The sequence below is a fragment of the Rhizobium sp. BK275 genome, from assembly GCF_014193555.1.
Taxonomy (GTDB): domain Bacteria; phylum Pseudomonadota; class Alphaproteobacteria; order Rhizobiales; family Rhizobiaceae; genus Rhizobium.
In genome coordinates this window covers 440,498-459,250 of sequence record NZ_JACHZL010000004.1, presented here as the reverse complement: position 1 = coordinate 459,250, position 18,753 = coordinate 440,498, and the positions used below count along the sequence as shown (strand labels likewise).

At 59.7% G+C, this 18,753-nt stretch carries 20 protein-coding genes and 1 pseudogene; 12 read left to right on the top strand and 9 right to left on the bottom strand.

Features of this window, described 5'->3' with window-relative positions; genetic code table 11:
• The first annotated feature begins 150 nt into the window (after window positions 1-150).
• Window positions 151-489 (top strand): hypothetical protein, encoded by a 339-nt coding sequence (locus tag FHT82_RS15750; protein ID WP_183732332.1) that lies wholly within the window; start codon window positions 151-153, stop codon window positions 487-489.
• A gap of 268 nt (window positions 490-757) precedes the next feature.
• Complete coding sequence (locus FHT82_RS15745; RefSeq protein WP_183732329.1) at window positions 758-1,606, top strand: GNAT family N-acetyltransferase; 849 nt, start codon at window positions 758-760, stop codon at window positions 1,604-1,606.
• Here the strand turns inward: FHT82_RS15745 and FHT82_RS15740 are convergent.
• Window positions 1,603-2,520 carry a DMT family transporter gene (locus tag FHT82_RS15740; protein ID WP_183732326.1) on the bottom strand — a complete coding sequence of 306 codons (918 nt, stop codon included), beginning with the start codon at window positions 2,518-2,520 and terminating at the stop codon, window positions 1,603-1,605. The genes FHT82_RS15745 and FHT82_RS15740 overlap by 4 nt on opposite strands.
• Before the next feature lie 200 nt (window positions 2,521-2,720).
• Here FHT82_RS15740 and FHT82_RS15735 point away from each other — a divergent pair, with 200 nt between their 5' ends.
• Entirely contained in the window at window positions 2,721-4,019 is a 1,299-nt protein-coding gene (locus FHT82_RS15735; protein WP_007815162.1) for an adenylosuccinate synthase, read from the top strand.
• 60 nt (window positions 4,020-4,079) lie between these two features.
• Window positions 4,080-6,458, top strand: a complete 2,379-nt coding sequence (locus FHT82_RS15730; RefSeq protein ID WP_183732323.1) for a hypothetical protein — start codon at window positions 4,080-4,082, stop codon at window positions 6,456-6,458.
• An 89-nt stretch (window positions 6,459-6,547) separates the two neighbouring features.
• Here the strand turns inward: FHT82_RS15730 and rpoH are convergent, their stop codons facing one another.
• Window positions 6,548-7,456, bottom strand: coding sequence for an RNA polymerase sigma factor RpoH (rpoH, locus tag FHT82_RS15725; protein ID WP_183732320.1), 909 nt, complete (start codon window positions 7,454-7,456; stop codon window positions 6,548-6,550).
• A 269-nt stretch (window positions 7,457-7,725) separates the two neighbouring features.
• Between rpoH and FHT82_RS15720 the strand changes: the two genes are divergently transcribed.
• Entirely contained in the window at window positions 7,726-7,887 is a 162-nt protein-coding gene (locus FHT82_RS15720; RefSeq protein ID WP_183732317.1) for an entericidin, read from the top strand.
• Between the two features lie 13 nt (window positions 7,888-7,900).
• Here FHT82_RS15720 and FHT82_RS15715 read toward each other — a convergent pair whose 3' ends face one another.
• Window positions 7,901-8,926, bottom strand: coding sequence for an RluA family pseudouridine synthase (locus FHT82_RS15715; protein ID WP_183732315.1), 1,026 nt, complete (start codon window positions 8,924-8,926; stop codon window positions 7,901-7,903).
• A 42-nt stretch (window positions 8,927-8,968) separates the two neighbouring features.
• Here FHT82_RS15715 and FHT82_RS15710 point away from each other — a divergent pair, with 42 nt between their 5' ends.
• Window positions 8,969-9,361, top strand: coding sequence for a hypothetical protein (locus FHT82_RS15710; protein ID WP_183732312.1), 393 nt, complete (start codon window positions 8,969-8,971; stop codon window positions 9,359-9,361).
• A gap of 7 nt (window positions 9,362-9,368) precedes the next feature.
• Complete coding sequence (locus FHT82_RS15705) at window positions 9,369-10,193, top strand: RNA methyltransferase (protein WP_183732309.1); 825 nt, start codon at window positions 9,369-9,371, stop codon at window positions 10,191-10,193.
• Between the two features lie 5 nt (window positions 10,194-10,198).
• On the opposite strand, the gene FHT82_RS15700 is transcribed toward FHT82_RS15705, so the two are convergent.
• Window positions 10,199-11,359: a hypothetical protein gene (locus FHT82_RS15700; RefSeq protein ID WP_183732307.1), complete on the bottom strand. Its 1,161-nt coding sequence runs from the start codon at window positions 11,357-11,359 to the stop codon at window positions 10,199-10,201.
• A 129-nt stretch (window positions 11,360-11,488) separates the two neighbouring features.
• Entirely contained in the window at window positions 11,489-12,079 is a 591-nt protein-coding gene (locus FHT82_RS15695) for an EipA family protein (protein WP_183732305.1), read from the bottom strand.
• Between the two features lie 180 nt (window positions 12,080-12,259).
• On the opposite strand from FHT82_RS15695, the gene FHT82_RS15690 reads away from it, so the two are divergent.
• Both FHT82_RS15690 and FHT82_RS15685 read left to right on the top strand, forming a co-directional pair.
• Window positions 12,260-12,907: a histidine phosphotransferase family protein gene (locus FHT82_RS15690; RefSeq protein WP_183732302.1), complete on the top strand. Its 648-nt coding sequence runs from the start codon at window positions 12,260-12,262 to the stop codon at window positions 12,905-12,907.
• Window positions 12,908-13,019: 112 nt separating this feature from the next.
• Window positions 13,020-13,382, top strand: coding sequence for a response regulator (locus tag FHT82_RS15685; protein ID WP_183732298.1), 363 nt, complete (start codon window positions 13,020-13,022; stop codon window positions 13,380-13,382).
• 123 nt (window positions 13,383-13,505) lie between these two features.
• On the opposite strand, the gene ctrA is transcribed toward FHT82_RS15685, so the two are convergent.
• Complete coding sequence (gene ctrA / locus FHT82_RS15680; RefSeq protein ID WP_112562832.1) at window positions 13,506-14,207, bottom strand: cell cycle two-component system response regulator CtrA; 702 nt, start codon at window positions 14,205-14,207, stop codon at window positions 13,506-13,508.
• Window positions 14,208-14,643: 436 nt separating this feature from the next.
• Between ctrA and FHT82_RS15675 the strand changes: the two genes are divergently transcribed.
• Entirely contained in the window at window positions 14,644-14,994 is a 351-nt protein-coding gene (locus FHT82_RS15675; protein ID WP_132653380.1) for a flagellar export protein FliJ, read from the top strand.
• Between the two features lie 115 nt (window positions 14,995-15,109).
• On the opposite strand, the gene FHT82_RS15670 is transcribed toward FHT82_RS15675, so the two are convergent.
• Window positions 15,110-15,388, bottom strand: a complete 279-nt coding sequence (locus tag FHT82_RS15670; RefSeq protein ID WP_183732295.1) for a GNAT family N-acetyltransferase — start codon at window positions 15,386-15,388, stop codon at window positions 15,110-15,112.
• A gap of 52 nt (window positions 15,389-15,440) precedes the next feature.
• On the opposite strand from FHT82_RS15670, the pseudogene FHT82_RS15665 reads away from it, so the two are divergent.
• Window positions 15,441-15,955, top strand: a pseudogene (locus FHT82_RS15665) (paraquat-inducible protein A).
• 20 nt (window positions 15,956-15,975) lie between these two features.
• Here FHT82_RS15665 and FHT82_RS15660 read toward each other — a convergent pair.
• Window positions 15,976-16,251, bottom strand: coding sequence for a DUF1153 domain-containing protein (locus FHT82_RS15660; RefSeq protein ID WP_007533628.1), 276 nt, complete (start codon window positions 16,249-16,251; stop codon window positions 15,976-15,978).
• Between the two features lie 399 nt (window positions 16,252-16,650).
• Here FHT82_RS15660 and FHT82_RS15655 point away from each other — a divergent pair, with 399 nt between their 5' ends.
• A complete protein-coding gene (locus tag FHT82_RS15655; RefSeq protein ID WP_183732292.1) occupies window positions 16,651-17,397 on the top strand; it encodes a LuxR C-terminal-related transcriptional regulator in 747 nt (248 codons plus the stop codon).
• Between the two features lie 22 nt (window positions 17,398-17,419).
• On the opposite strand, the gene FHT82_RS15650 is transcribed toward FHT82_RS15655, so the two are convergent.
• Window positions 17,420-18,145 carry a sugar transferase gene (locus FHT82_RS15650; protein WP_183732289.1) on the bottom strand — a complete coding sequence of 242 codons (726 nt, stop codon included), beginning with the start codon at window positions 18,143-18,145 and terminating at the stop codon, window positions 17,420-17,422.
• Between the last annotated feature and the right edge of the window lie 608 nt (window positions 18,146-18,753).

Genomic DNA, 18,753 nt, shown 5'->3' with positions numbered 1-18,753 from the left:
TTTCAATAAAATTGTACGGATCGGCTTAAAAACCCTGCAAATACTGGCATGTAGAGTGACCCTCATGAAAGCGGCCGGGCATGGACAGATGCGACCGGCGCTGCGGCCAGGCAGACATCGCCCGGCCGCCTGGAAAACGGGGACTTCAAGATGAGCAGACTTCTTCTTGCCGCGACGCTCGCAATCACTGTATCGACCGCAAGCCAGTCGGCTTTTGCTTTTGGCCCGGGTGGTTTCGGCCGCGACCTCATGTACACCTCGGCCATCGGTCATATGCCGGAGGAGCCGTTGACCACGAGCGCCGGCTTCGTTCGCCCGAACGTTCCTTTCGCTCTGCACGCTCCGGCTCAGGTCGAGAGCGAGGGATATGAGCTGAAAGCCTATTCGCGGCAGCTGACCATTGCCGTCGGCTTCGTTTTCGACAGCGTTCTGACCCAGGCTGCTCAGACCATCGGTGCTGCCGAAGCGCTGGGTCCGCTTCTGCGCTGAAGCTTAAATACTTGATGCTGCCCTCTTTCGATTTGCGCCCGTCGGAAGCATCTTGCGGGCGCAGTAATTTTCTTGAGATTGCAATTACATTGTTTCATGGTAATGCGGGGTCGAAGTTCTTTTGCATTGTATTGAAAAACGACGACACGCATCGTTCAAGCCATGAACGCGAGTTCATCATGACCGGTCTGAGCACATTGACAATCGACTTGACGATTGCTTGGTGGATCGCGGAATGGACTTGCGGGTTTCAATCTGGGAAGGTTGCATGAATTCGGAATTTGCCGTTCGTTCCATGCGGCCCGGTGAACTGGAGCTTGCGCTGGAATGGGCACGTCAGGAGGGCTGGAATCCAGGCCTCGACGATGCGATCGCATTCCATGAAGCCGATCCTTCCGGATTTTTCGTTGGTGCCATCGGCGAAGTGCCGGTCGGCTCCATTTCGGTCGTCAAATATGGCGATACCTTCGCCTTCCTCGGTCTTTACATCGTGCATCCCGATTTCCGTGGCCGGGGTTTCGGCAAGGCGATCTGGAACGCCGGCATCGCTTCGGCGGGAGACCGTACGATCGGTCTCGATGGCGTTGCCGCCCAGCAGGAAGCCTATCGCAAAGCCGGTTTCGACGCCGCCTACACGACAATCCGCTATGGCGGCGTGCCGACATCGGTGCCGCAGGCGTCGCTCGTCGCGCAGCCGGTTCCCGATGCGCGGCTCGAAGGCCTTGTGCGATACGACAGCGGCATTTTTCCGAAGCCTCGTGCGGCTTTCCTTGCCGCCTGGTGCACGGGCCGCAAGGGGCGCAGTTCGGTCGTCGTGCGCAAGAGCGGCAAGATCCGCGGTTACGGCACGATCCGCCGCTGTTATGAAGGCTATAAGATCGGTCCGCTTTTCGCCAGTGATGCGGACAGTGCCGCCGCCCTTCTGGCCGGCCTCATCCCCCAGGCGCACGGCGCGTCGATCTTTATCGATATCCCCGCTGCCAATGCCGAGGCGATCTCGCTGGCGGAAAGCGTGGGGCTCGAGCCGGTCATGGAAACCGCACGCATGTATCGCGGTCCGGCGCCGGAAATCCCGCTGAAGAACGTCTATGGCGTGACGACACTGGAGCTTGGTTAGTCGACAGGCGAAGCGGGCACCGTGGCTGCGGAAGCCTTCGGACGTCCCTTTTCGGCGATGGCGATGCCGCCGAGTGTCAGCGCCAGCGCAATCATGTGGAAAAGCTGCAGCGTTTCGCCGAGCAGGGCGACGGACAGCAGCGTGCCGAAAACCGGGACGAGGTTGATGAACAGGCCGGCGCGATTGGCGCCGATTTCCTCGACGCCTCTGATATAAAGTATCTGCGCCAGCAGGGAAGCGAAGATCGCCGTGTAGAAGGCAATCGCCCAGCCTTCTGCGTCAGGCCATTGGGCCGCGCCGCGGGAGGCTTCCCACAAGAGCAAGGGCAGGGCGGTCAGCGCCGCGCCGAGAGCTGGGATTGCCATCAGCGTGCGCCAGTCGACGATAGGCTTCCAGCGCAGGAAGATCGTATAGACGGCATAGGCGGCGACGGCGATCAGCATCAGCGCATCGCCGCGGTTCAGGCTGAGCTGCAGCAGGGTGACGAGATCGCCATGGGCCGCCGTCAGTCCTACGCCGACGAGCGTCATGCCGAAACCGACGACCTGGGCCAGCGAAACGCCGGTGCGGAAAAAGACGAAATTCAGCAGGAAGATCAGCATGGGAATGCCGGCCTGCTCGATGGCGACATTGATCGCCGTCGTGTACTGCACGGCCGAATAGAGCATGGCGTTGAAGGTCGTGTAGCCGATCACGCCATAGAAGAAGAGGAGGGGCAGGTTTTTGCGCACCACCGGCCAGTCCTTCTTCAACCGCGGCAGCGAAACGGCGGCGATCAGAACTGCTGCCAGGAACCAGCGCAGGAAGGTCAGCATCATCGGGCTGACATGGCCGAGCGCCAGCTTGCCTGCAACGGCATTTCCGCCCCAGCAAAGAGTTGCAATGACGAGGCAGATATAGGCTGTGGCTTGCAAAGGGTGATCTTCCCGTCTCTGTCGTCTTTGGGTCGTCGCTGGCAGGCTTTTATGACCGGGCTTAGCCTGCCGGCGGCTGATTTGTCACGTAAAAAGCCGAATCTGCTGTGACAACAGGGTCGCTTTCCCAAAAACAAAGCTTTATAGATGCGCGGGTTTGAGCAGGTGTGCGGTTCTCCGCCGGTAACAGGAAGAGTTTGATGACGAACGTGGTCGTAGTCGGTTCGCAGTGGGGTGACGAAGGCAAGGGCAAGATTGTCGATTGGCTTTCGGAACGCGCTGACATCGTTGTGCGCTATCAGGGCGGACACAATGCCGGCCATACGCTCGTCATCGACGGCACGAGCTACAAGCTCTCGCTCTTGCCTTCCGGCGTCGTGCGCCCCGGCAAGATGGCCGTCATCGGCAACGGCGTCGTCGTCGATCCGCATGCGCTGATCGCCGAGATCGGCCGGCTGGAAGCGCAGGGCGTGAAGGTCACGCCGGAAAATCTGCGCATCGCCGACAACGCGACCCTCATTCTTTCCCTGCACCGCGAGCTCGATGCTTACCGAGAAGATGCAGCATCCAACAGCGGCACCAAGATCGGCACGACGCGGCGCGGCATCGGCCCGGCCTATGAGGACAAGGTCGGCCGCCGCGCCATCCGCGTGATGGATCTCGCCGATCTCGAAGCCCTGCCGGGCAAGGTCGATCGCATCCTGACCCACCACAACGCACTTCGCCGTGGTCTGGGCGTTGCCGAAGTCAGCCACCAGACGATCATGGACGAACTGACGTCGATCGCCGACCGCGTTCTGCCTTTCCGCGATACGGTCTGGCTGTTCCTTGACAAGCAGCGCCGCAAGGGCGCCCGCATCCTCTTCGAAGGTGCGCAGGGCAGCCTGCTCGATATCGATCACGGCACCTATCCCTTCGTGACCTCGTCCAACACCGTGGCCGGTCAGGCCGCTGCGGGTTCGGGCATGGGTCCGGGTTCGCTCGGCTATATCCTCGGCATCACCAAGGCCTATACGACGCGCGTCGGCGAAGGTCCGTTCCCGACCGAGCTGACGGACGAGATCGGTCAGTTCCTCGGCGAGAAGGGCCACGAATTCGGCACGGTGACGGGCCGTAAGCGCCGTTGCGGCTGGTTCGACGCCGCACTCGTGCGCCAGTCGGTCGCCACCAACGGCATCAGCGGGATTGCGCTGACAAAGCTCGATGTGCTCGACGGCCTTGATGAATTGAAAATCTGCGTCGGCTACATGCTCGATGGCGAACAGATCGACCATCTTCCGGCAAGCCAGGCGGCGCAAGCTCGCGTCGAGCCGATCTACGTTACGCTGGAAGGCTGGAAGGAATCGACGGTCGGCGCCCGCAGCTGGGCGGATCTGCCGGCGCAGGCGATCAAATATGTTCGCCAGGTCGAAGAGCTGATCGGGGCGCCTGTCGCGCTTCTTTCCACAAGTCCTGAGCGTGACGACACCATACTTGTGACCGATCCGTTTGAGGATTAATGTCGCGGGTCACCTAGGGCGACCGTTCGGGAGTGTGCCGGACTTCTTGAGAAAGTACTGATGGCGGATTTTATTGCAGTTATTCGGCGGGCAGTCGACGGCCTGTCTGAAAATACGCCCGAGATGCGGGTGAAGGTCTACGAGCGTGCGCGCGGCGCTGTGCAGCGGCAGCTCGAGAACATGAAGCCGCGTCCGCCGGAAGCCATGCTGCAACGCCAGCTGGACAAGCTCGAGGCCGCAATCCGTGACGTCGAGGCCGAGCATGCAGAAGCCGCTGATGTCGAAGAGCTGGTCGCAGCCGTTCCGGAGCCCGAGATCTCCCAAGAGGAACCTGCTCTAGAACACGAGTCTGTCGCAGAGGCAGCGCCTGTTACCGAAGCCTCTGCTGATGAAAGCCATGAGCAGCAGGAAGCCGAACATCCCGCCCCCGAGCAGCAGCCCGCCGAACCGGAAGAGGTCGTTCATGCGGCCGCTTCCGCCGAAGAGGTAGTGCCCGAGCATGCCGAGTGGCATCCGCCTCATGAGGAAGAGGCTCCAGCAGAGGAATGGCGTGCGCCGGAGCAGGCAGACATTCATGCCGAGCCCGGGCGCCTTCATGAGCCTGCAGAAGAGCACTATCCGGAAGAGCAGCTGCCCGAAGAGGTCGCTGCCGAGCCGGTGGCCGAAACCGTTCACGAAGTGGAAGAAGAGCTTCGGCACGAAGAGATTCAACAGCCGGTTCCACGCGGCATGGAGCGTGCGTCGAACCGGCTCGTAGAGCCGATGGCCGATTTCGAGCCGCCGCCGCAAGTGGAGAAATTCGTCGAGCATACACGCGAGGAGCCGCTTGTTGCGGATGCGGCGGCGCATTTCGATCGCATGTGGTCCGAACCGGCTGCGGAAACGCCGGCCCCTGCGCCACAGGAAGCCGAGACCGAATGGGCGCGCGAAGAACTCCAGTCCTATGCCGAGGCTGCGCCTGCTGTTCCCGCCGATGCTTCGGCACGCGCTTTCGATGAGGTCATCTCGACGCTCGGAAACGGCGCTTCGCCGGCCGTCATGCCGGCAGCCAAGGAGAATTTCTCCTGGGAAGCGGCCGCTTTCGACGATCTGCCGCCGATCGAGGCCGGCACGGGCAAGAAGACACCGGCTTCGGCTCATTTCGACGACGTCGATATCTTCGCCGAAGTGCATGCCGGCAATGGTTCCGGCTCTGCGGCTCCAGCACCGGCCGCGCCAGGCGAAGGCTGGCGTGAGGCGCGCGCGCTGCGCGGTTACGACCGCCGCAACGCTGCTGTTGCCGATGACGACGACGGCAACCCGCCGATGGATCTGGACCAGATCGTTGCTTCCAAGATGCAGGGCAAGAGCTTCCGCATGGAGCCGAAGCGTCGCCGCTTCGGCATTGGGACCATTCTGGCGATCCTTGTTACGCTCGGCATTATCGGTGGTGGTGCCTATGCCGGCTGGATGAACCGCGAGGCGGTGAAGGAGATGGTCGACGGCCTCGTCAGCTCCGCACCGTCACAAGCCGTGCGCAACGAAACTGCCACGCCGGCGACAACACCGGTGCCGCCGAGCAGTACGCCGGCCACGACGCCGCCGGCAAATCAGGGTGCCGCGGTGCCCCCGGCGCGGCCCAATCAGGAAGTTGCCTCGTTGGACGGCTCGGCCGCCAATACCAAGTTCACCCAGCGGCTGCTCGCCGATGGCACAGAAGTCGATAGCGGCGCGGCAGCAATGCCGGGTACGCCGACGGCGGAAGGCAAGTCGGTTGCTGAGCAGAATGTCGCTGCAGCCGATACCAGCACGCCGAGCGTCCAGTCCGATGCTGCGCCTGCCGAAAATCTGACGCCGAATGGTCCGGTGGCTGCACCGGCGCAGAATGCGCCAGTCGGCACCACGGAAAAGATGTTCCTCTACGAAGAGCGGATCGGCGAAAGCTCGCCGACGGCGATCGAAGGTTCGATTGTCTGGACCATACAGCATGAAGCCGGGCAAGACGGCCGGCAGGAAGCCACCGTGCAGGGCAACGTCACCGTGCCGGAGCGTAACCTTTCTGCTCTCCTGACCTTCAAGCGCAATTCCGACCCGTCGCTGCCGGCAAGCCATCTCGTCGAGATCGTATTCTCCGTTCCGCCGAATTTCGAGGGGGGCAGCATCGACAGTGTCCAGCGCATCTCGATGAAGCGCACGGAACAGGATCGCGGCGATCCGCTGATTGCCGTGCCCGCCAAGATTACCGACGATTTCCACATGATCGCGCTCAACGACTATCCGGATGCGCGCAAGGCCAATCTGGATCTGCTTGGCACCCGCGACTGGATCGACATTCCAATCACCTACCGCAACGGCCGTCGTGCGCTGCTGACCATGCAGAAGGGCGCTACCGGCGGGAATGCCTTTACCACGGCGATCAAGGAATGGACTGCGCTCGGGGACCTCTCCACCAGCCAGTAAGGCTGGTGCTTTCGGAGCTCAAAAAGCGCGCAAAACAAAAGGCGGGCCACAAGGACCCGCCTTTTTGATTTCATGCAGACACAATCGGCTTACGCGGTGGCTTCGACCACACGCACGGCCTTGGCACGCTCCAGCGCTTCTTTGCGGACCGCATCCTGCACCTTTTCAAAGGCGCGGACTTCGATCTGGCGGACACGTTCGCGGCTGATGTCGAACTCGGCCGAAAGGTCTTCCAGCGTTACCGGATCTTCGGCGAGGCGGCGAGCCTCGAAGATGCGGCGTTCGCGGTCGTTCAGCACGCTCATGGCCTTGGCCAGCATGCGGCGACGGGTATCGAGCTCGTCCTGCTCGATCAGCACGTCTTCCTGGCTATCGTGGTCGTCCACGAGCCAATCCTGCCACTGGCCGCTGTCGCCCTCGGAGGCCTTGATCGGCGCGTTCAACGAAGCGTCGCCGGAAAGGCGGCGGTTCATCGAAACGACCTCTTCCTCGGAGACGTTCAGCTTTGTCGCGATCTCGGTCACATGCTCCGGTTTCAGGTCGCCGTCATCGATGGCCTGGATACGGCCCTTCAGGCGGCGCAGGTTGAAGAACAGGCGCTTCTGGTTGGCGGTCGTACCCATCTTCACCAGAGACCATGAGCGCAGGATATATTCCTGGATCGAGGCCTTGATCCACCACATTGCATAGGTGGCGAGACGGAAACCGCGTTCCGGATCGAACTTCTTGACGGCCTGCATGAGGCCGACGTTACCTTCCGACACGACTTCACCGATCGGCAGGCCGTAGCCGCGATAGCCCATGGCGATCTTCGCGACGAGGCGAAGATGGCTGGTGACGAGCCTGTGGGCGGCGTCGCGATCGCCGTGCTCGGAGTAACGCTTGGCGAGCATGTACTCTTCCTGCGGCTCCAGCATCGGGAATTTACGGATTTCGTCCAGGTAACGATTGAGACCGGCTTCGCCGGCGGTAATAGACGGCAAGTTATTTCGGGCCATGATGCACCCTCCTTATATGGATTCCGGTTCCCGATGGAACGCGCCCTCGCGTTAAAGGCAAACCGGGACATGCGGCTCTCTCCAAGCCCGCAATAAGTCTATTTACAAATAAGTATGGCGAAACAGCGATTCAAGGTCGCCTCGGCGTTCACGAGGGTGTTATCCGGCCTTTGCCGGAGCCAACAAGGGGCATTGATTTTACCGACAGCTGCCGCATTTTTCCAGTGACGGTGGCACTCTTGCCCAGCCGCTTTGATGAGGGGAACCAGATGATCAGACCAGCCCTTGCCGTCATCCTGCTGCTTTCGCTTTCGGCCGCTCTTTCATCCTGTGGGAACACCGCCAGGGGACTGGCGCAGGACGGGCGCGACACCAGCCACGCTCTCGACAATGCCACGCATCGGGTCCTGAGTGCTGGCTCCAAGAAATAGCAGCCGCCATTTCTCATCCGCGCAGGGCGTCAGCTAGCTCCACCATGTCATCCGGCAGCGGCACTTCGAAATGCATCACCTCGCCGGTGCGCGGATGCTCGAATTGCAGCATGTAGGCATGCAGCGCTTGGCGGTCGAAAGCCTTGACGACCTTGCGGGCCTCGTCGGGCAGAAGATTGGCCTTGGTCTTGAAGCCGGCGCCGTAGACGGCGTCGCCCAGCAGCGGATGGCCGATATGGGCCATGTGGACGCGGATCTGGTGCGTGCGGCCGGTTTCCAGGTGGCATTCGACGAGCGAGGCAAGCGCGCTCGCATCCGGGCTTTCATGGAAGCGCTCGAGCACTTCGTAATGGGTGATCGCCTCGTCGGCACTCTCGTTTTCAGGGCGCTTGACGGCGCGGCGGGTGCGGTCGCCGGTGGCACGGCCGAGCGGCGCGTCGATCGTTCCCGAGAGCGAGCGCGGACGGCCCCAGACGATCGCCTGATAGGCGCGTTCCAGCGGCATGGTGCGGCCGTGATCGGCGAACTGCAGCGAGAGATGGCGATGCGCTATATCGTTCTTGGCGACGACCATGACGCCGGTCGTATCCTTGTCGAGGCGGTGAACGATGCCGGGGCGGCGCACACCGCCGATGCCGGAGAGGGTATCGCCGCAATGGTGGATCAGCGCGTTGACGAGCGTGCCCGTCCAGTTGCCAGGGCCGGGATGGACGACGAGGCCAGCCGGCTTGGAAATGACGATGACGTCTTCATCTTCGTAGAGGATATCGAGCGGAATGTCCTCGCCCTTCGGGGCCGGATCTTCGGGCTCGGGCAGGGTGATCTCGTAGCTGTCGCCGGCTCGCACCTTCCGTTGCGGATCGGTAATTGGCGCGCCCTTCAAAAAGACCTGCCCGTCCTTGATCAGCGCCTTGATGCGGCTGCGGGAAAATTCCTCGCCAACCTGCGCGGTCAGCCATGCGTCGAGGCGGCCTTCGGCTGTCTCGTCGGCGGTCAGGACTTTTCTATTGTCATCTGCTTGTTTAAAGGGGTCGCTCAAGACGCTTCTTCTCCGACGTATTTTTAGAACGGGACGCCATAGATGACGAAATTCGAGCCAGCCGACGACGAGCAGGAAGAAAAGCCCCTCGACCCGGCTATGGAAAATGTCCGGCGCAAGATGGTTCGCCTGCAGATCGTCTCAGGCGCCATCATGTTCGTGAGCCTTATGGCGGTCTTCGGCGCCGTTGTCTACAAGGTGACGCGCGCGGAACCCTCCCAGACCACGGCATCTGCAGGCTCTTCCAGCGTTCCCTCTGACGCGCCGGTGAGTTCGACGGCCTCACTGCCGCTTGGCTTCAAGATCGAGCAGACGTCGCTTTCAGGCGGGCAGATCCTGTTCTATGGCACAGATGTCAACGGCAGGCGCAAGGCGCTGGTCTTCGATATCAAGGCGAGCCGCATCGTGGCTGACATCACGCTGTCGGGCAATTGAGGCCGGTATGGCCGGACAGCCCCTCACGATCGAAAGCGCCGACGATCCGCGTATTGTGGAATTTCGTGATATTCGCGAGCGCGACCTGACGGGCCGGCAGAACCGCTTTATCGCCGAGGGTACGGTCGTGTTGCGCATGCTCGCCGAGGCACATGCCTCAGGCAGAGAATTTTCGGCGGAGAAGATCTTGCTGCTCCGCAACCGGCTCGACGGCGTGGCGGAAATTCTCGACCGCTTTCCCGACGACGTGCCCGTCTATGTGGCGGACGCCGATGTTCTTGACGGCATTGTCGGCTTCAACATGCATCGCGGTGTGTTAGCGCTCGGTCGCCGGGAACAGCCGGCGCAAACCGTGTTCCTCGATACGCTGCCGGAGCAGGCGCTGGTGCTCGTCGGTTGCGGCATTTCCAATCACGACAATGCGGGGTCGATGTTTCGCAACGGCGCTGCCTTCAAGGCGGATGCGATCCTCTTCGACGAGACCTGCTGTGACCCGCTCTATCGCAAGGCGCTACGCGTTTCCGTCGGTTCGGTTTTGAGCATGCCCTATCATCGCGGCGGCAATGCGCTCGCTCTTCTTTCTGGTCTTGCCGAGCGCGGCTTTGCGATCTGGACGCTTTCCCCACGTGGCGAGACGGATATCCGGCAGATACCGGCTTCTGATCGCATGGCGCTCGTCGTCGGTACCGAGGGCGAGGGGCTGCCAGAGGCGGTGCTTTCCCGTTTCCGCAGCGCACACATTCCGCAGTCCGAAGGGCTGGATAGTCTCAACGTGGCGACGGCGACGGGCATTGCGCTCTTTGCCATATCTTCGGCGATGGCGCGTATCTGACGGGTTCAGCGCTGCGGATCGGCGATAACAGCAGCTGCGCGGTCCGCGAGGTTCACACGATCGTTTGCACCCTTCTTCTCCCTGCCATCGGGCAGAAGGGGCAGGATCGGAGAGGACGGGCCTTCCTTGAGCGCCGTGAGCGCTACCACGTTGGCGGCGATCGAGGTGATTTCCTCGCGAAGAGCGCCATCACGGCCGGTATTGTTTCTTGCCTTCTGCAGATGGTCGGCAAGTGCTGCACTGCGTCGGCGCACATTGTCGCTCATCTGCGCTGTCACAGCAGAGAGATCGAGTTCAGAGGTTTCTGCTTCACCGGTCGTTTCGGCGGGCAGATCGGCAATAGCCTTGGAGAGGCCGGCATCACGCAGCACCTTGGCTGCCTTGCGGAGTTCGGCATTGGCAGCCTTCAACTGATCCTTCAGCTTGGCGATTTCCTGTTGCCGGCGGCCGAGCAGGGCTTCCTTGTCCGCGGCAGAGGCGGCCTCACGGGCGGCCTTGTCTTCCAGGCGAATGACCATGTGCTGCTGCTGGCTGAGCTTCTGTTCGGCGTCCTTGGCGCGCTTCTGCAGTACGGTCATGTCCTGGCGCATCGTATCGCGTTCGTCGCGCAGGGCATTGGTGCGGAACTTCAGGCTCTCGGCCTCAGTATCGCGCGCGGCAAGGTCGATCTTCAGATTGTCGGTCTGTTCCGCGAGCCTGGAAAGCCGGGCACGCAGCGTTTCCAGCTCGGCATCCTTGTTGGCGCCCGCCTGTTCGGCAATGTGCAGGCTCGTCTTCAACTGGCTTATATAGTTCTCATCCTTGCGCAGGTGTGAGCGCTGTTCTGCAGCCTCCACCTGCATCTCGCCGATCTGCGCGCGCGCCTCATTGACTTCCGAGGCAAGCCTGCCGGCATCGACGGCAAGGGAATCATGGCGAAGCTGCAGGGAAAGCGACTTCTCGCGTTCGCGATGAAGGTCCTGCGCAGTACGGGCGTTTTCAGCGGCGTAGAGGGCGCGCACCATATCCTTCTGAGCCCGCACTTCCTGCGGGCTCAGCGGCATCGTCGCCTTGAGGCGGTTTTCAGTATACCAGACGATGCGGCGGTGGACGGCAGGCGAGACCAGAAAGACGAGAAAGGCCGCGGTCAGGAAGCCCAATCCGAACAAGAGAGCATATTCGATCACGGCGCGGCCATCGATTCGAAGGTTGATACGGGTCAGTCCGGTTGATTAAGCACGCAGTAGGCGCATCGGCAAGGCTGCGGGCACCGGCAAGACCATATTCCCAAGGATATTAGCGCCGATTTCAGCTTTTCAGAAGGGGTTCCAGGTCGGGTTCGGCGTGACTTTCAGATAGCCGACATTGATGCCGAGGCGGGCGCCGACGCCCGTGCGGATCGGCACGACCAGAACATTGTTGTTCTTGAGAAGCGTCATACCGAAGCCGGCGATGACATAGGCGGATCCGCTGACGCCGCCAAAGCGCGCATAGATGGAGTCGATGGAGGGCAGGTCGTAGACCAGCATCATGACGCGCGAGCCCTGGCCGCCGTAGTCGAGACCCAGAGACGGACCCTGCCAGTAAAGCGGGTGCTCGCCGGCATTCTTGGTATTGAGCTGGCCTTCGCCGTAAGTGAGGCCGGCGATGAAGGCGCCGCCGCCTTCCTGGCCGAGAATGTAGCCGTTTGGCAGGCCGTATTTCTGGAAGGCGCTTTCAACGACCTTGGCAAGGCCGCCGCTGGTCTCGCCGAAGAAGGAGTGACCGGCATCGACGATTTCCTGCACCGTGTACTGGCCGTTGTTCTGCTGCGCTGCGGCCTGTCCCGTAATCATCATCGACGATACCATGATAGCGGTCAGCAACTTGCAGAAGCCGATAAATCTTCCGAGAAATTGGAGGCGCATGATGTCATCCATTCGTCATTGTCGGGGCATTGGCATTTGATGCATTTTGCGCCGATCGTCTTAACAATCGGTTTACCAAATATGGTGTCATTATGGCGACGAGTACGGTCGCAAACTTCGCGCAATTTTGATCAGGCACACTACCGGGCGGAATGACACTGCCGCCCTCAGGAGACGATGATGTCCAAGAACCCGAATCTCACTCTGTCCGGCCCGGACCTGGCTGCGCTTCTGTGCAGTCGTGTGTGCCATGACGTGATCTCGCCGGTCGGCGCGATCAATAACGGTCTGGAGCTGCTGGACGAAGGCGGAGCGGATTCGGACGCGATGGATCTCATCCGCACCAGTGCGCTCAATGCTTCGGTCCGTCTCAAATTCGCTCGCCTTGCCTTCGGTGCATCCGGTTCCGTCGGCGCCTCGATCGATACCGGCGAGGCCGAACGTGCAGCCAAGGATTTTGCCGTGGCCGAAAAGAAGACCGAAGTGAGCTGGAGCGGCCCGCGCGCGATCGTCGCCAAGAACAGGGTCAAGCTGCTCCTCAATCTCTTCCTCGTCGCCTATTCTTCCATTCCGCGCGGCGGCAATCTGGATATTACGCTGGAAAACCCGGAATTCGATGCCAGCTTCAGGCTCGTCGCCAGGGGCAAATTGATGCGCATGCCGCCGAAATTCGTCGAGATCGCCACTGGTACCGTCGAGGAAGCGATCGATGCGCATTCGATCCAGCCTTATTACACTGTGCTGCTGGCGGAAGAATGCGGCATGATTCTGGATTATTCGGCCAGCGCCGAAGAGATCGTTTTCACAGCCAAGGTCGCCGCAGCCTAGTTCATCGATCGCTGACCGAAGCGGGGCGGTAACGATTCCTTAGCCTGATGAACCTATCCTCAAAGGTTAGGAAGGCCCTCGACGGAGACAGCGCGAGGGATAAGGAGCCGCCATGCAGAGATTCATGATCACCGACAGTTCGGACATTGTTCGCAAGGTCGGCAAGCGAATCCTTTCCGAACTCGATTTTCTGGTCAGCGAAGCTTCGAGTGCCGAAGAGGCGCTGCAGCACTGCCAGGCCGAACTTCCCGAATATCTGATCGTCGATTCAGGTATGGAGGGAGCACTCGATCTTATTGCGGCCATCCGTGCCATGGACGGCGGCAAAGAGGTGAAGATCTACTATTGTGTCATCGAGGCCGACCTGAAGAAGCTGATGGCCGGCAAGCGGGCAGGGGCCACCGATTTCCTGCTCAAGCCCTTCGACCGCAAGATCCTCACCGCCGTGTTCGGAAATCGCGCAATCGCCGCCTGAGCAGGTCGCGTAAATCGTTAACGGGGCCGTCCCTTTGGGCGGCTTTTTTTCCGCATATTCCCGACAAAATAAAAGTCCCGCCAGAGAGGCGGGACTTTTTATTCGATAAGGGGATTCGGCGGATCAGGCGGTTTCGGCGTATTCGGCACCATCGGGCTCGCGCAGCACATAGCCGCGGCCCCAGACGGTTTCGATGTAGTTGGCGCCGCCGGCAGCATTTGCGAGCTTCTTGCGCAGCTTGCAGATGAAGACGTCGATGATCTTCAGTTCCGGCTCGTCCATACCGCCGTAAAGGTGGTTCAGGAACATTTCCTTGGTGAGCGTGGTGCCCTTGCGGAGCGAGAGAAGCTCCAGCATCTGGTATTCCTTGCCCGTCAGGTGAACGCGCTGTCCGCCGACTTCGACGGTCTTGGCGTCGAGGTTGACGATAAGCTCGCCCGTGACGATGACCGACTGAGCATGGCCCTTAGAACGGCGGACGATGGCGTGGATGCGGGCGACGAGCTCGTCCTTGTGGAACGGCTTCGTCATGTAGTCGTCGGCGCCGAAGCCGAGGCCACGAACCTTGTCTTCGATGCCGGCCATGCCCGAGAGGATCAGGATCGGTGTCTTGACTTTCGACAGGCGGAGAGTGCGAAGCACTTCATATCCGGACATGTCGGGAAGGTTCAGATCAAGAAGGATGATGTCGTAATCATACAGCTTGCCCAGATCCACGCCTTCTTCGCCGAGATCTGTCGTATAAACATTAAAACTCTCAGATTTGAGCATCAATTCGATACTCTGCGCCGTAGCGCTGTCGTCCTCAATGAGAAGTACCCGCATAATTATCCCCTTTACCGCCGCCGAAAGGTGGCATGGCCCCCTACGCGATACCGAATAAGCTACGTGATTTGGAAGCTGCCACGAAATGGTTAACAAATTCTAATTCACTCTGGCAAGGTGTATCGAATTTATTAAATAATTTTTCCATTTCACTGTTTTCCAATGAGAATCTCAAAACACATTTCTCAACTATGACATTAAGAAGCCGCGCTAAGTGATTCATCTGACTCGCCAATGAAAAGGTTCGGCATTCCTGTCCTGGTGTTTACCGACCCTTAAATCATCGGGCCTATCATTAACGATGCCCGTAAACGAAAGGTTACCAGCGGTAGGTTTTTGTTAATATCGCAGGAAATTTTTCGGCAAACCGTGTCAAAGCGGCGCGCAAGGGCGGTTTCAAGTTGAGCCGGGGTCTCGCATCACGGGAGTAATGCGTATGAAGTCGCGAGAGAGCCTCGTTCGCCTGAAAGAGTTTCAGGTGAACGAAAAACGTCGTCAGCTGCAGCAGTTGCAGATGATGATGTCCGAATTTGAACGGATGACGAAGGATCTGGAGAGCCAGATCGTCGTCGAGGAAAAGAAGTCCGGTATTTCCGACCCGAATCACTTCGCATATCCGACCTTTGCAAAGGCCGCACGTCAGCGCGCCGACAATCTTCAGGTTTCGATCAAGGAACTGAAGGTTCAGGAGGAGGCGCTGGAACTGGTGCTGGAGGAAATGCAGGCGGAATATGCCAGGGCAACGGCGCTCGAAGAGCGCGACGGCGCAGTTCGCGCCCGGGCCTGACGAATATTGCAGGCGCCGATCCCGGCGCCTTGGGGATAACCACAGAAGCCATGCATGACGGGCGCGGTGTCCGTCATGCATGGCTTTTGGTGTTTCCGTCGGATAACGGGCGCGATCAGTTCACCACATCGTTCCATTCGGGATGGCGCTGCGCCTGTGATTTAAAGAAAGGGCAGAGCGGGATAATCTTCCAACCGCCCTTTCGGGCGGCCTCAACCGCATGAAGGGCGAGCGCCTGGCCGACGCCCTTACCGCGCAAGGCGTCCGGCACACCGGTATGATCGATGATGATCAGTTTCGGCGATGTGCGGGAATAGGTCATTTCCGCTTCATGGCCTTCCAGCGCTGCAACATAGCGGCCGCCCGACGTATTCTCCTCAATCCTAATATCCATGTCTGTCTCCTGACGAATTATGTGATCGGGAGCGTGACATGGCGGCATCGGCATGCCAAGCCGTGGCGGCAGGAGACAGTGTGTTCAAAGAGGAGGCGGGAAATTGAACAGGCTCTCAGCGATTCGGCCCGTTCTGCTGGTGGCAGCACTGTTTCTTCTGGCGCTTGGCCTTGTCCTGCCGCTCGTCCGCTTCGAGAAGCTCTGGTTCTTCGACGAGACGCCGTCGCTCCTGGAAATCGTGGCCTCGCTCTGGGGTGGCGGCGACGTGGCGCTTGCGGCACTCGTTGCGCTCGTCTCGATTGTGCTGCCGGTTCTGAAGATGATCGGGTCGCGGCGGAATCCATGGCTGCCGGCAGCACCGGCAGCCTGTTTTATCGCAACGTCGTGCCGCATCTGTCCAAGTGGTCCATGATGGACGTGCTGCTCGTCGCGATCGTGATTGCGGCAGCGAAGACGACTGGACTCGCGAATGCGTTTACGCAGCCCGGCCTCTGGTGTTACGCAGCCTCGGCAATGATTTCGGGCCTTCTTCACTCCCTCGAGGGAAATGCGTCCGGCCCGAAATAATCAAATCGAATGGAACGTGATCAGTGGCGGTACTGCTGGATGCGCGTGGTGCGCAGGCCGGCGAGACCATGGCTGTTGATGGAGGACTGCCAGGACAGGAATTCTTCGACAGTGAGCGTGTAACGCTCGCAGGCTTCTTCCAAGCTCAACAAGCCACCGCGAACAGCCGCGACAACCTCTGCCTTGCGACGGATGACCCAGCGCCGCGTATTTGGCGGCGGAAGATCGGCAATCGTCAGGGGGCTGCCATCGGGGCCGATGACATACTTTACTCGGGGACGTATCATTTCGGTCATTGGACTCTCTACACAACGCAAGACCACGGACGCCACTCTAACTTGCCACATTTAAAAATTGCCTAAACTCATCGTAAGACTTTGATAACAACTTTAGGCGCCGGTCGCGGGTGATTTGCGGATCGCCTGCCGTTACGTCAATTTGAGGCGGCTGCATGGGAGCCATGCGGAATAAATGTTACATATTTTTCCCAGGCAATTTTATAAGCGCTGCAACATAAGCATGAGCGCAAAGACTTCGTCTCCGTTCTTCTCGCAGTATCAATAAAGATTGCCATTTGAATGCTTCGTATCCTTCGGATGCGGGGCAAACGCCGTCTTTCCTGATCGTCCGGCGCGTCCAATCCGCGGCCGGTTGCGGAGCCGAGCCGAAGCCAGGCCCGTGAAGGAACATAGAGAATGAAGAGACGTGAACGCGCAGTCCGCGACTGCGCCGATGATACCGCATTTTCGCCTTTCGGAGCCCGTTCTACGGGCATTTCCGTCATCGACGGCGCAAGCCGCCTGGACGAGCTGACGAAGGCTGCCGGGTTCGAATTCCACCTGTTTTCCGTGTTCCCGCGCGGGGACCGGACGGCCTTTCTCGAAAACAAGCTGATCAGCAACTGGCCGCCGAGTCTCGTCAACTTTTACGAGGAGGCGGACCTCTTCTATTGCAGCAAGCTGGTTGCTGTCATGAAGCGCACCATCATGCCCGTCTTCTGCGATGAGGGGCCTTTTGGCGGCAATGCAGCGAATCAGGAAAACCGCCGTCTGAACACGATGTTTCAGATGCACGGGTTGAAGCATACCTTCGCCTTCGCGCTGCACGACGCTGACCTGAAACAATACATCTTCGCTTTTTCGGGTACGCGTGCCATGCCCTCTCGCGAAGAAGCAACGGCGCTGCTTTATGGCTGCATGGAGCTTCTGGACACGCTTCCGAGCGACGAGAAGCCGGAAGACCGGCCATCGGAAAGCCTCACACGGAGGGAGATCGAATGCCTGCGCTGGTCGGCCGCGGGCAAGAGCAGCGACGAAATTGCGATCATTCTCGATCTCTCATCGCATACAGTGGTGGGATATCTGAAGAGCGCCATGCGCAAGCTGGATTCGGTCAACCGCATGCAGGCTGTCGCCCGAGCATTCCGGTATCGGCTGCTCTAACAGCCGATACGCTTTTTTCCAATCAGAAGCCTTTACCGCCGTTCAGCTCGGAAATCAGCGTTCCGATGATGATGCGGATGTCCATCATAAGCGAGAAGTTCTCGACATAATGGAGATCGCTGGCGATGCGGGCGCGGGCCTTGGCCGGGCGGTCCGTCGGGCCGCGCAGGCCGCGCATCTGCGCCAGACCGGTGATGCCGGGACGCATGGCGTGGCGGTGATGATATTGCGGAACCAGCTCTTCATAGAGCATGCCGCCGGCACGCATGCCGATTGCATGGCAGCGCGGTCCGACAACCGACATGTCACCCTTCAGCACGTTGAGAAGCTGCGGCAACTCATCAATGTTCGAGCGACGCAGGAAAGCGCCGACGCGGGTGACGCGTGGATCGTTCTTCACGGTTTGGGCAACGCCCGTGACGTCGCACATGTCGGTACGCATCGAGCGGAACTTGTAGACCTTGATGGAACGGCAATTCTTGCCCCAACGGGTCTGCTTGAAAAGCACCGGACCGGGGCTGTCCATCTTGATCAGGGCGGCGACGACCAGAAGAAGCGGAGCAAGCACGATGAGTGCGCTGATCGAGGCAAAAATATCGAAGGCTCGTTTCAGCGCGAACTGCACGGAGGCAGGCGGCGGAACGATGCTGTCGAGTGCGGCAACTGGGAACCTCGCGTTGACCTGATGAACAGGCGTAACGCGAAAGCTCTCTTCAGAAATACTTTTGTTAAGGTCCATGACGCTCAAGGATCTACCCTTTGTATTTTGAAGCTTTCGGGGTGTCATTCGATGGCTTGGTTAGCGCCACATTAAGGCGCTACAATGTTAGGCGGCGTTTAACCCTACTACATCCTAAATTTGCGACATTTGTTTAACCGAGTCCAGAGAAATTTCGCATCGCAGCAAACTTCGCAGTTGCGTTAAGTTAATGCAAAATCAGGAGTTTTATTTTTCAACCGGGGTTTTTATTAGGAATTATATGTGCTTGGCAGATTCGAGACAGCAAACGACGGTTGTGATAGTCGTGGCTTACACCGTGCCAAAACGCTCCATTCCCGGCGGGGCTGGGGTGATCCCGGTCCGCCAAGATCGAATTTATCGCCTGTTGTACCAGAATGGGAGTGAGTGGAATTGCCCGGACTGGTGTTCCGAAACTATGGTTTAGCTATCATAATTATGTCTGCCTGCCACAGCGATGTTACCGAAGTCACACGATGTGCGCGGCGGCGATTGTGGCGACATTGTGTCGAGAGGGCATGCAGCGGGAAGGGAAGGGGGCGTTGGTTCTGAATCAAATTGAGGACCGAGACCGGAACTGCCGGGTGATTCTTCAAGCCGGAGGGCATCCAGGCGCT

What these genes read in the sequence shown, in the direction of transcription:
- FHT82_RS15730 (WP_183732323.1), top strand. Translation starts at nt 4,080, where the DNA reads ATGGCGGATTTTATTGCAGTTATTCGGCGGGCAGTCGACGGCCTGTCT.
- FHT82_RS15685 (WP_183732298.1), top strand. Translation starts at nt 13,020, where the DNA reads ATGCAGAGATTCATGATCACCGACAGTTCGGACATTGTTCGCAAGGTC.
- FHT82_RS15660 (WP_007533628.1), bottom strand. Translation starts at nt 16,251, where the DNA reads ATGACCGAAATGATACGTCCCCGAGTAAAGTATGTCATCGGCCCCGAT.
- FHT82_RS15675 (WP_132653380.1), top strand. Translation starts at nt 14,644, where the DNA reads ATGAAGTCGCGAGAGAGCCTCGTTCGCCTGAAAGAGTTTCAGGTGAAC.
- FHT82_RS15690 (WP_183732302.1), top strand. Translation starts at nt 12,260, where the DNA reads ATGTCCAAGAACCCGAATCTCACTCTGTCCGGCCCGGACCTGGCTGCG.
- FHT82_RS15655 (WP_183732292.1), top strand. Translation starts at nt 16,651, where the DNA reads ATGAAGAGACGTGAACGCGCAGTCCGCGACTGCGCCGATGATACCGCA.
- FHT82_RS15735 (WP_007815162.1), top strand. Translation starts at nt 2,721, where the DNA reads ATGACGAACGTGGTCGTAGTCGGTTCGCAGTGGGGTGACGAAGGCAAG.
- FHT82_RS15720 (WP_183732317.1), top strand. Translation starts at nt 7,726, where the DNA reads ATGATCAGACCAGCCCTTGCCGTCATCCTGCTGCTTTCGCTTTCGGCC.
- rpoH (WP_183732320.1), bottom strand. Translation starts at nt 7,456, where the DNA reads ATGGCCCGAAATAACTTGCCGTCTATTACCGCCGGCGAAGCCGGTCTC.
- FHT82_RS15670 (WP_183732295.1), bottom strand. Translation starts at nt 15,388, where the DNA reads ATGGATATTAGGATTGAGGAGAATACGTCGGGCGGCCGCTATGTTGCA.
- FHT82_RS15695 (WP_183732305.1), bottom strand. Translation starts at nt 12,079, where the DNA reads ATGCGCCTCCAATTTCTCGGAAGATTTATCGGCTTCTGCAAGTTGCTG.
- ctrA (WP_112562832.1), bottom strand. Translation starts at nt 14,207, where the DNA reads ATGCGGGTACTTCTCATTGAGGACGACAGCGCTACGGCGCAGAGTATC.
- FHT82_RS15750 (WP_183732332.1), top strand. Translation starts at nt 151, where the DNA reads ATGAGCAGACTTCTTCTTGCCGCGACGCTCGCAATCACTGTATCGACC.
- FHT82_RS15745 (WP_183732329.1), top strand. Translation starts at nt 758, where the DNA reads ATGAATTCGGAATTTGCCGTTCGTTCCATGCGGCCCGGTGAACTGGAG.
- FHT82_RS15710 (WP_183732312.1), top strand. Translation starts at nt 8,969, where the DNA reads ATGACGAAATTCGAGCCAGCCGACGACGAGCAGGAAGAAAAGCCCCTC.
- FHT82_RS15705 (WP_183732309.1), top strand. Translation starts at nt 9,369, where the DNA reads ATGGCCGGACAGCCCCTCACGATCGAAAGCGCCGACGATCCGCGTATT.